This is a genomic window from Streptomyces sp. NPDC047081 (assembly GCF_040643775.1).
Lineage (GTDB): Bacteria > Actinomycetota > Actinomycetes > Streptomycetales > Streptomycetaceae > Streptomyces.
On the sequence record NZ_JBEYUY010000001.1, the window covers coordinates 326,026 to 338,557 of the forward strand.

General features: G+C 70.1%; 13 protein-coding genes. 6 read left to right on the forward strand and 7 right to left on the reverse strand.

The window, feature by feature from the left end:
- Positions 1-121 precede the first annotated feature (121 nt).
- From ABZ848_RS01565 to ABZ848_RS01580, 4 genes are read left to right on the forward strand one after another with little or no spacing between them, the layout of a single operon-like run.
- Entirely contained in the window at positions 122-1,567 is a 1,446-nt protein-coding gene (locus ABZ848_RS01565; protein ID WP_360823447.1) for a glycosyltransferase family 4 protein, read from the forward strand.
- The gene (locus ABZ848_RS01570) at positions 1,561-2,310 is read left to right on the forward strand and encodes a class I SAM-dependent methyltransferase (RefSeq protein ID WP_360823450.1); all 750 of its coding nucleotides are present in this window, start codon (positions 1,561-1,563) and stop codon (positions 2,308-2,310) included. The genes ABZ848_RS01565 and ABZ848_RS01570 overlap by 7 nt, the downstream gene beginning before the upstream one ends.
- A complete protein-coding gene (locus tag ABZ848_RS01575; protein ID WP_360823453.1) occupies positions 2,307-3,374 on the forward strand; it encodes a prenyltransferase/squalene oxidase repeat-containing protein in 1,068 nt (355 codons plus the stop codon). The genes ABZ848_RS01570 and ABZ848_RS01575 overlap by 4 nt, the downstream gene beginning before the upstream one ends.
- Positions 3,375-3,432: 58 nt before the next feature.
- Entirely contained in the window at positions 3,433-4,038 is a 606-nt protein-coding gene (locus tag ABZ848_RS01580; protein ID WP_360823455.1) for a hypothetical protein, read from the forward strand.
- On the opposite strand, the gene ABZ848_RS01585 is transcribed toward ABZ848_RS01580, so the two are convergent.
- Positions 4,032-4,319, reverse strand: coding sequence for a hypothetical protein (locus ABZ848_RS01585; RefSeq protein WP_360823458.1), 288 nt, complete (start codon positions 4,317-4,319; stop codon positions 4,032-4,034). The genes ABZ848_RS01580 and ABZ848_RS01585 overlap by 7 nt on opposite strands.
- Positions 4,320-4,444: 125 nt before the next feature.
- On the opposite strand from ABZ848_RS01585, the gene ABZ848_RS01590 reads away from it, so the two are divergent.
- On the forward strand, positions 4,445-5,020 hold the full coding sequence (locus tag ABZ848_RS01590; protein ID WP_360823461.1) for a hypothetical protein: 576 nt from the start codon (positions 4,445-4,447) through the stop codon (positions 5,018-5,020).
- Here the strand turns inward: ABZ848_RS01590 and ABZ848_RS01595 are convergent.
- The 6 genes from ABZ848_RS01595 to ABZ848_RS01620 all read right to left on the reverse strand — a co-directional run bounded on the left by ABZ848_RS01595 (position 5,017) and on the right by ABZ848_RS01620 (position 11,122).
- Positions 5,017-6,027 carry an LLM class F420-dependent oxidoreductase gene (locus ABZ848_RS01595; protein ID WP_360823464.1) on the reverse strand — a complete coding sequence of 337 codons (1,011 nt, stop codon included), beginning with the start codon at positions 6,025-6,027 and terminating at the stop codon, positions 5,017-5,019. The two genes, ABZ848_RS01590 and ABZ848_RS01595, sit on opposite strands and share 4 nt — an antisense overlap.
- 117 nt (positions 6,028-6,144) lie before the next feature.
- On the reverse strand, positions 6,145-6,915 hold the full coding sequence (locus ABZ848_RS01600; RefSeq protein ID WP_360823467.1) for a hypothetical protein: 771 nt from the start codon (positions 6,913-6,915) through the stop codon (positions 6,145-6,147).
- 83 nt (positions 6,916-6,998) lie between these two features.
- On the reverse strand, positions 6,999-7,976 hold the full coding sequence (locus tag ABZ848_RS01605; RefSeq protein WP_360823470.1) for an N-acetylmuramoyl-L-alanine amidase: 978 nt from the start codon (positions 7,974-7,976) through the stop codon (positions 6,999-7,001).
- Positions 7,977-8,084: 108 nt separating this feature from the next.
- On the reverse strand, positions 8,085-8,309 hold the full coding sequence (locus tag ABZ848_RS01610; RefSeq protein WP_360823473.1) for a hypothetical protein: 225 nt from the start codon (positions 8,307-8,309) through the stop codon (positions 8,085-8,087).
- 266 nt (positions 8,310-8,575) lie between these two features.
- Positions 8,576-9,226, reverse strand: coding sequence for a class I SAM-dependent methyltransferase (locus ABZ848_RS01615; RefSeq protein ID WP_360823476.1), 651 nt, complete (start codon positions 9,224-9,226; stop codon positions 8,576-8,578).
- 162 nt (positions 9,227-9,388) lie between these two features.
- Positions 9,389-11,122: an MFS transporter gene (locus ABZ848_RS01620; protein ID WP_360823479.1), complete on the reverse strand. Its 1,734-nt coding sequence runs from the start codon at positions 11,120-11,122 to the stop codon at positions 9,389-9,391.
- 160 nt (positions 11,123-11,282) lie between these two features.
- On the opposite strand from ABZ848_RS01620, the gene ABZ848_RS01625 reads away from it, so the two are divergent.
- The gene (locus tag ABZ848_RS01625; RefSeq protein WP_360823482.1) at positions 11,283-12,470 is read left to right on the forward strand and encodes a lipid-transfer protein; all 1,188 of its coding nucleotides are present in this window, start codon (positions 11,283-11,285) and stop codon (positions 12,468-12,470) included.
- Positions 12,471-12,532: the final 62 nt, after the last annotated feature.

A 12,532-nucleotide genomic window follows, 5' to 3' on the forward strand; every position in this document is an offset into this window, starting at 1 on the left:
CTCACAGTGCCCCTACCTGCCGGTAGATTCAGAGCCTCCTGGACGATCAAGTCTGAAACTTGTTCTAGATTAGCGTCCCGGCGTAATCTCGCGGGACAGTGCACGCAGAAGGGGGCCCAGAGTGACCGCTGAGGCCAGTCAGGCCGGGCCCCAGGAGGCCTCGGCCGCCGACGGCGAGCGACCGCTCCACATCGCGCTCCTCACCTATAAAGGGAACCCGTTCTGCGGCGGCCAGGGCGTCTACGTCCGCCACCTCTCCCGCGAGCTGGCCCGCCTCGGTCACCGCGTCGAGGTGATCGGCAGCCAGCCGTATCCCGTCCTCGACGAGGGCGCGGAGTACGCGGCCCGCCTCAGCCTCACCGAGCTGCCGAGCCTCGACCTCTACCGCTCGCCGGACCCCTTCCGCACCCCGAAGCGCGACGAGTACCGCGACTGGATCGACGCGCTGGAGGTCGCGACGATGTGGACCGGCGGCTTCCCCGAGCCGCTGACCTTTTCCCTCCGCGCCCGCCGTCATCTCCGCGCCAGGCGCGGCGAGTTCGATGTCGTGCACGACAACCAGACGCTCGGATACGGGCTGTTGGGCGACGTCGGCGCCCCGCTCGTCACCACCGTCCACCACCCCATCACCGTGGACCGGCAGTTGGAGCTGGACGCGGCCGAGAACTGGCAGCAGCGCTGGGGCAAGCGCCGCTGGTACGCCTTCACACGCATGCAGAAGCGCGTCGCGCGCCGGCTGCCGTCCGTCCTGACCGTCTCCGGCACCTCCCGCGCCGAGATCGTCGACCACCTGGGCGTGCGCGAGGACCGTATCCACGTGGTCCACATCGGTGCCGACACGAACCTGTTCTCGCCGGACCCGTCGGTCCCGGTGGTCCGCGGCCGGATCGTGACGACGTCCAGCGCGGACGTCCCCCTCAAGGGCCTGGTCTTCCTCGTCGAGGCGCTGGCGAAGGTACGTACGGAACACCCCGACGCCCACCTGGTCGTCGTCGGCAAGCGGCCCGCCGAGGGGCCCGTCGCACAGGCCATTGAGCGGTACGGCCTCGAAGGCGCCGTCGAGTTCGTCAAGGGCATCTCGGACGCCGAACTGGTCGACCTGGTCCGCTCGGCGGAGGTCGCGTGCGTCCCGTCGCTCTACGAGGGCTTCTCCCTCCCGGCGGCGGAGGCGATGGCGACGGGCACACCGCTGCTGGCGACGACCGGCGGGGCGATCCCGGAGGTGGCCGGCCCGGACGGCGAGACCTGCCTCGCGGTACCGCCGGGTGACTCGGGGGCGTTGGCCGCCGGCTTGAGCCGACTGCTCGGCGACCGCGAACTGAGGGCCCGACTCGGCCGGGCGGGCCGTGAGCGGGTACTGGCGAGGTTCACCTGGGCGCGAGCAGCGGAGGGCACGGTACTGCACTACCGCGAGGCCATGGCCCTCCCCCACGCTCGACGGCGCTCGCGCGGGGGGACCCCCATCGCGAGCACGCTTCCCGGCCGCTCCGCGGCCACTCAGGGCGTCCAATCCGCGACCCCGACCAGCGACACCGGCGTCTACTCCGAAAGCAGGGCCACGTGCTGACCGTCGACTTCTCCCGGTTCCCGCTCGCCCCGGGCGACCGCGTCCTGGACCTCGGCTGCGGAGCCGGCCGGCACGCGTTCGAGTGCTACCGGCGCGGCGCCCAGGTCGTGGCGCTCGACCAGAACGGCGAGGAGATCCGCGAGGTCGCGAAGTGGTTCGCGGCGATGAAGGAGGCCGGGGAAGCACCGGAAGGCGCCACCGCCACCGCCATGGAGGGCGACGCCCTCGCCCTCCCCTTCCCGGACGAGTCCTTCGACGTCGTGATCATCTCCGAGGTGATGGAGCACATCCCGGACGACAAGGGCGTACTCGCGGAAATGGTCCGGGTGTTGAAGCCCGGCGGCCGGATCGCGATCACCGTCCCGCGCTACGGCCCCGAGAAGGTCTGCTGGGCGCTGTCGGACGCGTACCACGAGGTCGAGGGCGGCCACATCCGCATCTACAAGGCGGACGAACTGCTCGCGAAGATCCGCGAGGCGGGCCTCAAGCCGTACGGCACCCACCACGCGCACGCGCTGCACTCGCCGTACTGGTGGCTGAAGTGCGCGTTCGGCGTCGACAACGACAAGGCGCTGCCCGTGAAGGCGTACCACAAGCTGCTGGTCTGGGACATCATGAAGAAACCCCTGGCCACCCGGGTCGCCGAGCAGGCGCTGAACCCGCTGATCGGCAAGAGCTTCGTGGCGTACGCGACCAAGCCGCACCTGCCCAAGCTCTCCGAGGCGGGGGCGGGCGCGCGGTGACCACTCCCCGGACAGAACACCTCGTCCTGCCCGGGGTCCTCACCGCCGGGCAGGCCGCCGCGACCGTCGCCGGCATCCTCGCCGTGCAGCGGGAGGACGGGGCGCTCCCGTGGTTCCGGGGACACCACCTCGACCCGTGGGACCACACCGAGGCAGCGATGGCGCTGGACGCGGCGGGCGAGCACGAGGCCGCCGAGCGGGCCTACGAGTGGCTCGCGCGGCATCAGAACGAGGACGGGTCCTGGTACGCGGCATACCAGGACGGGGAGTTCGCCGACGTCACCGACCACGGCCGGGAGACGAACTTCGTCGCCTACATAGCCGTAGGGGTGTGGCACCACTACCTCTCCACCGGCGATGACGCCTTCCTGGACCGTATGTGGCCGGCCGTCTACGCGGCCGTCGAGTACGTGCTGCGGCTCCAGCAGCCGGGCGGGCAGATCGGCTGGAAGGGCGAGGAGGACGGGAGCTTCACCGCCGACGCCCTCCTCACCGGCTCCTCCTCGATCCACCACGCGCTGCGCTGCGCGCTCGCGATCGCCGAGCAGCGCGAAGAGCCGCAGCCGGACTGGGAGTTGGCGGTGGGGGCGCTGCGTCACGCGATCCGCCGCCACCCCGAGCGGTTCCTCGACAAGGACCGCTACTCGATGGACTGGTACTACCCGGTGCTGGGCGGCGCGTTGACGGGCACGGAGGCCAAGTCCCGTATAGAGGAAGGCTGGGAGCGCTTCGTCGTCCCCGGCCTCGGCGTGCGCTGCGTCGTCCCGAACCCCTGGGTGACCGGCGGCGAGTCCGCCGAACTCGCACTCACCCTCTGGGCGATGGGCGAGTCCGACCGCGCGCTGGAGATCCTCCAGTCCATCCAGCACCTGCGCGACGCCGAGTCCGGCCTCTACTGGACGGGCTACGTCTTCGAGGACGAGACGATCTGGCCCCAGGAACTCACCACCTGGACGGCCGGCTCCCTCCTCCTCGCGGTCGCGGCCCTCGGCGGCCACGACGCGACCTGCACGGTGTTCGGCGGCGAGACCCTGCCGAGGGGACTGGACCCCGACTGCTGCTGACCCTCGTACCGCCGGAAATCCGGTCGAGAAATCCGCCGTCGGCGGCCACCCTGGCCGGATGCTGTTGAAACTCACCGGATCCAGCTGCGCGGGCAAGACCACGCTCGCCCGCGCCGTCGCGGACCGGTTGGACGGTCTCGTGGTGCACGAGTTCGACGAGGTCGGCGTGCCGGACCCGCCGATCCCTCCGCACTGGCGCAACCGCATGACCGAACTGTGGGTGCGCCGCGCGCTGGACTACCAGGCCAGGGGACTGGACCTGCTGCTGTCCGGGCAGTCGCCCCTGGGCGAGGTCCTCGCCGCCCCCTCGGCCCCGCTGCTGGACGGGATCGCGGTGTGCCTGATCGACGTCGCCGACGAGGTACGGCGCGAACGGCTCGCCGCACGCGACGGCGGCCGCTGGGACCAGGACGCCGTCGACGCGTTCTGCGGCTGGGCCGCCTGGCACCGCGGCCACGCCCGCGACCCGCGCTTCAAGCCCGAGGTCATCATCGACGGCAGCTGGCCGGAGATGGCCTGGCACCGTTGGACCGGGTGGACCGCCGAGGATCCGCGATGGCGCACCGACCTGATCGACACCACGGGACGCCCGACGGCGGAGTCGGTCGATCAGGTCGAGCGCTGGGTGACCGGACGACGTGAGGCGCACCGGTCCTCTCAGTGACGTTGCATCCGGCCCGCGATCGCGTGGCCGACGAAGAGGTAGACCACCGCCGCCAGGCCGTAGCCGGCGACCACGCGGGCCCAGGCCTTGTCGAAGGTGAAGAGGTCACGCGACCAGCCCGCCAGCCAGTTGGCCACGTCATGGACGAACTGCACCAGTTCATTGGCACGGTTGGCGTCCAGCAGGTACATCAGAATCCACAGGCCCAGGATGAGGGCCATGATGTCGGCGACGATCGCCACGACCGCGCCGGCCCGATTGCCACTGCTATATCGAGACATGCTTTCCGGATTGCCGCGACTTGCCGAATGAAACCCGAACGGGTTCGCCCGAGTGGCGGACAGCGCCGGCCCGGGGCAGGCTGCCGGAGGAACACCGACTCGGGGAGAACACCCCGGAGGACCCCGTGCCCGTACCGATACGGCGCCTCTTCGTGGCGCTCACCCTCTGCTGCGCCCTGCTCGCCGGCGCCACCGCCTGCGGAAACAGCGGAACCGATGCCGCCCAGGACACCGCAGCGGTCGTGGCCGCCGCAGCCGACACCCCGAGCCCCACCAGCTCGGCCGAACGCCAGAAGTTCGCCAAGACCCGCTTCGTGACGAACGCCGGGCTCGCGGCCGGGGCGACGTACCAGTGGATCGTGAAGCCCTGGAAGGCCGGGAAGTTCAAGAAGGGCACCAAGGGACGCAAGTTCGCCCTGGTGAAGGCGGGGCTCGCGGGAGCGTTCGCGTACAACCGGCTCAAGGCGGCCACCCGCAACGCCCAGGGCGACCCGACCCTCTCCAAGGCCCTCGCCCCGCTGAGCTCCGGCATCGACGCCCTCAAGGACCTCCCGTCGAAACTCCGCAAGGGCGACTCGGCCGACGACGCGGCCGGCTCCTTCGACGACATCATCAACAAGGTCAAGGACGCGGGAGAGAGCGCGGGCGCCGAGGTGACGGACAAGGTCCCGTCGGCCGGCCAACTGGCGGGCGGCAGCTAGGAGTTCTGCTCGGCCAGCACCCGTAGCGACTCCCGGTCCGGGGCCAGTGCCAGCAGGTCCGTCACCGGCCCCTTGCGCCACAACTCCAGCCGCTCCGCGATGCGTTCGCGCGGCCCGACCAGCGAGATCTCGTCCGCGAAGGCGTCCGGCACGGCGAGCACGGCCTCCTCCCTCCTCCCCTCCAGGAAGAGCCGCTGAATGTGCCGCGCCTCCTCCTCGTAGCCCATCCGCGCCATCAGGTCGGCGTGGAAGTTGCGGGAGGCGTGCCCCATGCCGCCGATGTAGAAGCCGAGCATGGTCTTGACCGGCAGCAGCCCCTCGGCGACGTCGGCACAGACCTGCACCCGGGCCAGCGGGGCGACGACGAAGCCGGGCGGAAGGGCCTCAACTGCCGCTCCGTACACGTCCGGACGGCTCGGCGACCAGTACAGCGGCAGCCACCCGTCGGCGATCCGCGTCGTCTGCTCGACGTTCCTCGGCCCCTCCGCGCCGAGCAGGATCGGCAGGTCGGGACGGAGGGGATGCGTGATCGGCTTGAGCGCCTTGCCGAGCCCGGTCCCGTCCTCGCCCCGGTAGGGGTGCGAGTGGAAGCGTCCGTCCAGCGCGACCGGCCCCTCCCGCCGCAGCACCTGCCGTACGACATCCACGTACTCCCGTGTCGCCGTCAGCGGCGACTTCGGGAACGGGCGCCCGTACCACCCCTCCACCACCTGCGGCCCCGACAGCCCCAGCCCCAGCATCATGCGCCCGCCGGAGAGATGGTCGAGGGTGAGGGCGTGCATCGCGGTGGTGGTCGGCGACCGGGCCGCCATCTGCGCAACCGCCGTACCCAGCCTGATCCTTGAGGTCTGCGCGGCGATCCAGGCCAGCGGTGTGAAGACGTCCGAGCCCCACGACTCGGCCGTCCACACGGAGTCGTACCCGAGCCGCTCGGCCTCCTGCGCGAGCGGCACATGGTCGGCGGAGGGGCCGCGGCCCCAGTAACCGAGGGCGAGACCGAGTCGCATGGCGCCTCCACCAGATATCTGACGGTCCGTCAAATCTGACGCTAAGAGCTGCGACTGTACGACAACGGCCCCCCGCCCGAAAGGGCGAGAGGCCGTGGTACCGCTACTTGCTTCGGCTCAGCCGCGCTGGATGCCGGACGTGTCCTGGAGGACACCGCGGCGGCCGTCCTGCGTCTGGGCGACCAGGCCCGGACCGCGCTGCTCGACGGCCAGGTACCAGGTACCGGGCGCCAGTTCGGCGATCGGCGTCGGCGAACCGTCCTCCGCGAACAGCGGCCGCGGCACCGGGACGGCGAACCAGAACGGCGAGAAGTCCCCGACCGGCTGCGGCGCCTGGGCCTGCGGCGCGGCGCCGTAGGGCTGCCCCGGCTGCGGCTGACCGCCGTACGGCGGCTGCTGCGCACCGGGGTAGCCGTAACCGCCCGGCTGCGGCTGGCCGCCGTACGGCTGCGGGGTCTGCGGCTTGGGGGCCGGGATGAGCGCGGCCTGGAGCGCGGGGACCAGCGGGGTGGCGATGGCGGCACCGGCCAGGAGGAGGGCGGCGACGAAGCCGAGGATGAGACCGGCGGCGGGGCTGGTGCCCTTGCCGCTGTCCACCAGCCACCAGAACAGGCTCCAGGCCACGATGACGGCGAAGGCTGTACCGACCGCTCCGAGGTCGAGTCCGGCGACCTTGCGCGGCTGCGGAAGCGCGCGGTTGACGACGACCAGAGCGGCGCCGACGACGCCGGCCATGTAGATGCCCAAGCCCATGCCGAGACTGTCCCACGCGTTCACGTCGACGTCGTAGCCGGAATAGGTGTAGGAGTTGAGGAACGACGCGATGAACAGCAACACCGCTGCCCCGATCACCACGCCGTCGCCTCGGTTGAGGGAGCGGATATTCACTGCAGGTCCTTCGTCAGTCGTCTCGTCGTCGGTAGACCTTATCGCCCGCCCGACCAGGGTGTCCGCAGGGATCCGCCCGCCGATCACGAAGCGCGCAGGAAACTCACGATTCCTTCAGAGATCCCCTGTGCCGCCTTCTGTCGCCAGGCCCCGCTGGTGAGCAGTGCCGCGTCCTTGCTATCGCGCATGTTGCCGCACTCGATGAACACCTTGGGAACCGTTGACAGATTGAGACCGCCGAGGTCCTTACGTGTGACGAGACCGGTTCCGTCGCCGATGTAGTTGGACGCGGGCTCGCCCGTCACCCGGACGAAGTTGCCCGCGATACGCACGCCGAGGTCCGAGGAAGGGGCGACGATGGCGCGGGTGTCGGCGGCGCCCGCGTGCACGGAGCCGGGAAGGATGACGTGGAACCCGCGGTCACCGGCCGCCGCCCCGTCCGCGTGGATCGAGATCGCGGCGTCGGCGTGGGCGAGATTCCCGATCCGGGCCCGCTGGTCGACGCAGGGCCCCCAGGCAGGGGAACCGGTGTCCCGGGTCAACTTCACGGTCGCGCCCAGTTTCTCCAGCAGCGCCTTCAGCCGGTGCGAGACGTCGAGCGTGAACTCCGCCTCCGTATAACCCCCGTTGGTCGAGGTCCCGGTGGTGTCGCACTCCTTCCAGTTCGTGCCGATGTTCACCTTGCGGTTGATCTCGGCGGTGTGCTGGAAGTTGCCGGGGTTGTGCCCCGGGTCGATCACGACGACCTTGCCCTTGAGCGGCCCGGAGGCGGCGGGGGAGGAGTCGGTCGGAGCCGGTGAGGCCGACTCCTTGCCGTCGTCCGACGAGGAGGAGGATGGGGGAGCGGCCGACGAGACGGGACTGCCGAGCGCCGAGGTCGCCGGCGAGGTCCGCACACTCGCCTCACCCGAGCCGCCCCCGCCCCCCGACCCGCCCACGGCCTCGTACACGAGCCACCCCAGCAGGGCCCCCGGCACGAGCGCGGCGACCGCCACGGTCAGGGGGCCGCGACGGGGGCGGCGGGGCTGCGGAGGATCGAAGTCAGGGCCTACGTACGACACGCCTGCCACCCTAACGGCCATCGATGGCGTCCATAGGGTTCGTGCGGGCCGTTGGGATGAGAGGAGTAGTTCGGCACCCAGCGGCGCAAAACATTGAACATGGCCGATTCACTGCTCCTCGCGTCCATGGGAATGTTCGGAACCTTGATCGGCGGCAGCCTTACGGGGTTCATCAACAGCCGCTCGGAACGCGCGAAACAGCGGGCGCTGGAGCAACAGGAAGAACGTCGGTCCCGCAGACAGGAAAGACTGTTGGCGACGAGACAAAGGAAGCTGATCTGTCAGGAATTCGCCGAGAAATCGCAGCTGGCCCGGATAGCGGCCCTCGACCATCGCAGATCCTCTGCCGGACACCCCCGCAGGGAATGCGGAAGAGATCCGTCTGCACGGCAGGAGAACGTACAGAGAGGCACCGATGACCTCCTCCGCGGTCGAGTTGCAGGGGCACGACGAAGTCGGCTGCTCGGGTGAACGCCTGCCTCTCAAGCCTTCGGGACCTGCTGAACTGCGCGGAGGACCATTGAAGCGGGCCGATGCGCAGAGATGCCCCATGCTCTTCATCCGCGCCGGCCGCGTCGCTCTGGACCGGCCCACGCCGCCTATTTGATCTCCGCTCCCGTTCGCCGCAGGACGCGCAGTGAGTCGGTCACCGAGACCTCCGTGAAGGCACCGGACTCCAGGGCCCGGAGGTAGACGCGGTACGGCGCCTGTCCCGTGAACTCGTCCTTCGGATCCGGAAACACGTCATGAATGAGCAGCAGCCCGCCTTCGGCCACATGGGGTGCCCACCCCTCGTAATCGGCGTTGGCGTGCTCGTCCGTGTGCCCGCCGTCGATGAAGACGAGCCCGAGGGGCGAATTCCAGAACGCGGCAATCTGCGGAGACCGCCCGACGAGAGCAACGACATGCTCCTCGAGCCCGGCCCGGTACAGCGTCCGCCGAAAGGCGGGCAACGTGTCCATCACCCCGAGCTCGGGGTCAACAGTCTCCGGGTCGTGGTAATCCCACCCCGGCTGCTGCTCCTCACTCCCGCGGTGATGATCGAGCGTGAGCGCGACGACCCCGGCCTCCCGAGCGGCATCCCCGAGCAGAATGGCGGACCGCCCGCAGTAGGTCCCGACTTCGAGGAGCGGCAACCCGAGCGCACCGGCTTCAACAGCGGCTCCGTACAGCGCAAGCCCCTCATGCAGGGGCATGAACCCCTTCGCCTTCTCGAAGGCGGCCAGGATCTCGGGCGAGGGCGCTGCCATGGGTTTCCTTCCAGTCGTACGACACTCAGGCCACCCATGCTGTCGTACCCCCCACCGATCTACTCAGCAGGGGGCACGTGGAGCATCTTCAGGGGCGCGGGGAACTGCGCGACCAGCCACGGCGAAGCATCAGCCGCCACTCAACAGAACCCCCCCTGCCCCTTAGGCGTTGACAGTCTCCCCGGGCAGCGAAAGATCCAGATCCACAGCCAACTCCTCCCCCGAATGCGTAGCAGAGGAGGCAAGCGGCCCATGGCCGGAGGCCTTCGCCGCCAGCACATACGCCCCCTGCGCAGGCACGGCCAGCACATAGCTCCCGTCGGCCTCGGACACGGTCGCCCCCGCCTGCCGCCCCCGCCGGTCGATGAGCGTCACCTTGGCCCGAGCCACCGGAGCGCCCCCGGCATCAAGCACACGCCCCCGGAACCCCCGCAGCACAGCCTCCGCGTTGGCGACCCCCGCCTCCTCCTCACTGCTGGCACGAAGCTGAGGCGCCCGATTGGCCTTGGGCAGGAACAACGCCATCACCAGCCCGATCGCCACAGCCCCGGTGGCGATGAGGAACGACACCCGGAACCCGTGCATGGTCGGGATCGCGACCCCACCGACATTGTTCGCGGTGTTGGCCAGCACCATCCCGATCACGGCACTCGAAACAGACGTACCGATGGACCGCATCAACGTGTTGAGCCCGTTCGCCGCCCCCGTCTCCGACGCCGGCACCGCCCCCACGATCAACGCCGGCAGCGACGAGTACGCGAGCCCGATCCCCGCACCCAGCACGACCGCGATGACGAGGCTCTGCCAGGCCGCGCTCATGAGCCCCAGCCCCGCGCCGTACCCGATCGCGATGATCAGCATGCCGAGGATGAGGGTGAACTTCGGCCCGTACTTCGCCGACAGCCGCGCGTACACCGGCGCCGTGACCATCATGGTCAGCCCCAGCGGAGCGACCAGCAGACCGGCGACGACCATGGACTGGCCGAGGCCGTACCCGGTGGCCTTAGGCAGCTGGAGCAGCTGGGGAAGGACGAGCGAGACGACGTAGAACGAGACACCGACCATGATCGACGCCAGGTTGGTGAAGAGGACGGCGGGCCTGGCCGTGGTCCGCAGGTCCACCAGCGGTGCCTGCGAGCGCAGCTCGAACAGGCCCCACAGGACCAGTACGACGGCCGACGCGGCGAACATGCCGAGCGTGCTGCCCGAGGTCCAGCCCCAGTCGCTGCCCTTGGTGATCGGCAGCAGGAAGAGGACCAGACCGGCGGACAGCCCGAGCGCGCCCAGGATGTCGAAGAAACCCTCCGCCCGCATCGGGGACTCCGGTACGACGAGCAGAGTGAGGACGATCGAGAGCGCGCCGAGGCCCGCCGCGCCGTAGAAGAGGGCGTGCCAGTCGGCGTGCTGGGCGACCAGCGCCGCGAGCGGCAGCGCGAGTCCGCCGCCGACGCCGATCGAGGAGCTCATCAGCGCCATCGCGGAGCCGAGCTTCTCGCGGGGCAGCATGTCGCGCATCAGGCCGATGCCGAGCGGGATCGCGCCCATCGCGAAGCCCTGGAGCGTACGGCCGACGATCATCGTGAGCAGCTGGCTGGTGAGGGCGCTGACGAGCGCGCCGGCCACCATGACGGCGAGGCTGAGGATCAGCATCTTCCGCTTGCCGTAGAGGTCGCCGAGGCGGCCCATGATCGGGGTGGCCACGGCGCCCGAGAGGAGCGTCGAGGTCAGGACCCAGGTGGCGTTGCTGGGCGCGGTGTCCAGCAGCTGCGGCAGGTCCTTGATCACCGGGACGAGCAGGGTCTGCATCACCGCGACAACGATGCCCGCGAAGGCGAGCACCGGGACCACGGCCCCGCTCGCTCTCCGGGCGGGCAGGTCGTTCGTCGTGTGGGTCATTGCGGGAGGCCTCCAGTAGATAAGTGCTGGGTAAACCTCGTATGCACAGGCAACTATTCCGTTGCTTCGAGCCTCTAATCAATTCTTGACCGGGTCATGGGAATCTGATGCAGCGTCAGGGGGTGGCGAGTTAGTGGAACGTGTTCTAGTCTCGCGCGCCATGAGGGCATACGTGGCCGGCGTCGGGATGACCAAGTTCGAGAAGCCCGAGACCCGTGACTGGCAGTACTGGGACATGGTGCGGGAGGCGGGGAGCGCGGCGCTCGCGGACGCGGGGGTCGCGTACACCGACGTGGAACAGGTTCCCGTCGGCTACTGTTTCCAGCCGTCCACCGCCGGCCAGCGCGCCGCCTATGAGCTGGGTCTCACCGGCGTCCCGGTCTACAACGTCAACAACAACTGCGCGACCGGCTCGACCGCCCTGATGCTGGCCCGCCAGCTCGTCGAGGGCGGCTCCGCCGACTGCGTACTGGCCCTGGGCTTCGAGAAGATGAAGAAGGGCGCGCTGGGCGGAGGGGCGGATGGCGGCGACTTCTCGACATCCCCCGTCGCCCGGCACTACGGGATCATGGCCGCCCGGCACGGCTTCGAGATGACCCCGCCCACCGCGCAGATCTTCGGCGACGCGGCCCGCGAGCACATGGAGAAGTACGGCACCACCGAGGCGCAGCTCGCCGCGGTCGCCGCCAAGAACCACCGGCACTCGGCGCACAACCCGTACGCGCAGTTCCAGGACGTGTACGAGGTCGACGACATCCTCGCCGCGCGTACCGTCCACCGCCCGCTCACCAAACTCCAGTGCTCGCCGACCTCGGACGGCGCGGCGGCCGCGGTGGTGGTGTCGGAACGGTTCGCCGAGCAGCGCGGGCTCACCGGTCTCGTCGAGATCGTCGCCCAGGCCATGACGACCGACACCGAGGAGTCCTTCGCGTCCGGTTCGTGCGTCGACGTCGTCGGGCAGCCGATGTCGCGGGAGGCGGCCCGCCAGGTCTACGAGCGGTCCGGACTCGGCATCGACGACGTGGACGTCGTAGAACTGCACGACTGCTTCTCGGTCAACGAGCTGCTGACGTACGAGGCCCTCGGGATGTGCGGGGAGGGCGAGTCCGGGAAGCTGGTGGAGTCCGGGGCGACGACGTACGGCGGGCGGTGGGTGGTGAACCCGTCCGGCGGGCTGATCTCCAAGGGGCATCCGCTGGGGGCGACGGGCATCGCCCAAGTCGCCGAGCTGGTGTGGCAGTTGAGGGGCGCGGCGGGGGAGCGGCAGGTGCCTGGGGCGCGGGTCGGGCTCGCGCACAACATCGGGCTCGGTGGGGCCGCGGTGGTGACGCTGGTACGGGCCGTCTAGGCGGTTTCGGGCGTACGGCGGTGGCGCAGGCGGTCTGGCTCCCGCGCTGTCGTGCGCGGTCT

Bases quoted from the DNA above. Each gene is read 5' to 3' on its own strand.
- ABZ848_RS01585 (WP_360823458.1), bottom strand. From the start codon at position 4,319: ATGTCTCGATATAGCAGTGGCAATCGGGCCGGCGCGGTCGTGGCGATC.
- ABZ848_RS01620 (WP_360823479.1), bottom strand. From the start codon at position 11,122: ATGACCCACACGACGAACGACCTGCCCGCCCGGAGAGCGAGCGGGGCC.
- ABZ848_RS01595 (WP_360823464.1), bottom strand. From the start codon at position 6,027: ATGCGACTCGGTCTCGCCCTCGGTTACTGGGGCCGCGGCCCCTCCGCC.
- ABZ848_RS01625 (WP_360823482.1), top strand. From the start codon at position 11,283: ATGAGGGCATACGTGGCCGGCGTCGGGATGACCAAGTTCGAGAAGCCC.
- ABZ848_RS01610 (WP_360823473.1), bottom strand. From the start codon at position 8,309: ATGGTCGAGGGCCGCTATCCGGGCCAGCTGCGATTTCTCGGCGAATTC.
- ABZ848_RS01615 (WP_360823476.1), bottom strand. From the start codon at position 9,226: ATGGCAGCGCCCTCGCCCGAGATCCTGGCCGCCTTCGAGAAGGCGAAG.
- ABZ848_RS01580 (WP_360823455.1), top strand. From the start codon at position 3,433: ATGCTGTTGAAACTCACCGGATCCAGCTGCGCGGGCAAGACCACGCTC.